Annotated in this window: 1 protein-coding gene; it reads right to left on the reverse strand. The window is 69.6% G+C overall.

Annotated elements, in window-relative coordinates; all coding sequences use genetic code 11:
• Positions 1-28: 28 nt before the first annotated feature.
• The coding region (locus tag ACFQEU_RS15800) for an alpha-amylase family glycosyl hydrolase (protein ID WP_379783717.1) at positions 29-1,475 on the reverse strand (1,447 nt) is incomplete at its 5' end.

Here is a 1,475-nt window from a genome sequence, read left to right on the forward strand (position 1 = left end):
GGGTCCGCGTCGGCTCCCGGCCCCGGAGTCACGACTCCTCCCCGATCGGGACGACAGCGACGTCGGTCACCGCGATCCGTTCGGTCCCGTCGCCGTCGGTCACGACGCACGCCTCGCCGGTGACGACGTTCGTCGTTCCGTGGTCCACGTCGACCGCGACGGCGGCCTCGGCCGGCGCGAAGTTGAGGACGACGACGAGCGCCTCCGTTCCTCGCCCCCGGCGGAACGCGACCACGTCGTCCGGGTGGACCTCCTCGCCGTCCGCCTGGATCGGCCGCTCGGTGAGGTCTCCGCTGGCGACGTGGTACCCCACGCGTTCGAGATCGCTCTCGGGACCGAGCGCCGGGTGCTCGGCGTGAGTCCGGAGTAATCGTTCGTAGCGCTCGCGCACCTCACCGCGCGCGTGCTCCCACGCGATCGCGTCACGCCGACCACGCTGGCCGATCTCCTGGCCCGCGTACACCATCGGGACGCCGGGGAGCGTGACCGTCGCCGCGCCTGCGGCCGCCGCCGCCGCGTCACCACACTCGACGCGGTAGCGCGTCTCGTCGTGGTTCTCGATGTACTGGAGGAAACCGGCGTGGTCAGGAAAGCCGATCTCCGCGCGCTGTTCGACGGCGTCGATCACCGACTCGGCGGGGGCCGCCCCGCGGCCGACCTGCCGGAGCTGGAAGTACAGCGTCGCGTCGAAGTGGACGTCGAACATCCCCTCGTGGAAGCCGGGGATGTACGGGATCGTCTCGTCCATCAGGAGGAACTCCCGGTCGATATCCTTCACCCGGTCGCGCAGCTCGCGCCAGAACGAGTCCGGCACCGCCCACGCCATGTCACAGCGGAAGCCGTCCACGAGCGGGGCCCACTCGTCGATAACGTCGAGCAGGAAGCGTCGAACGTGGAGGTTCGCGTGATTCAGATTCGCTATCAGCTCCCAGTCGAAGTACGTCCCCGGCTCGCCGGACTCCTGCCACTCGTACCGGTCGCGGTACGGCGACTCGGAGTTCTGATACGCGTCCTCGAACCACTCGTGGTCGCGGGCGGTGTGGTTCGCCACGAAGTCGAACAGCACGCGCATCCCGTTGTCGTGGGCGGCCTCGACCATCGCCTCGTAGTCGTCTCGATCGCCCAAGTCCTCGGCAACGTCGAAGAAGTCCGTGATGTTGTACCCGTGCGGCTTCCCGTCGTGTTCGAGGACGGGAGTCAGCCACAGGGTGTCAACGCCGAGGTCGGCCAGGTCGGGGATCCGGTCGGCGATCGCGTCGAACCGCTCTCCGGCCGGAGCGTCGGAGAACGTCCGGACGTACACCTCGTACACGCGGGCGTCCTCGGTCCACGCGGGAGGTTGGTTGAGCCGAACCGTCTCGAACCCGCCGGCGGTCGTCGATCCGTGGGCGACCGGATCGGATCGGCCCTCGCGCTCGACCGCGACCGCCTCGGCGACGCTGATCCGAACCTCCCGGCCCGGCTCGCGCGCGACC

Source organism: Halorubrum tibetense (assembly GCF_042661865.1).
Lineage (GTDB): Archaea > Halobacteriota > Halobacteria > Halobacteriales > Haloferacaceae > Halorubrum > Halorubrum tibetense.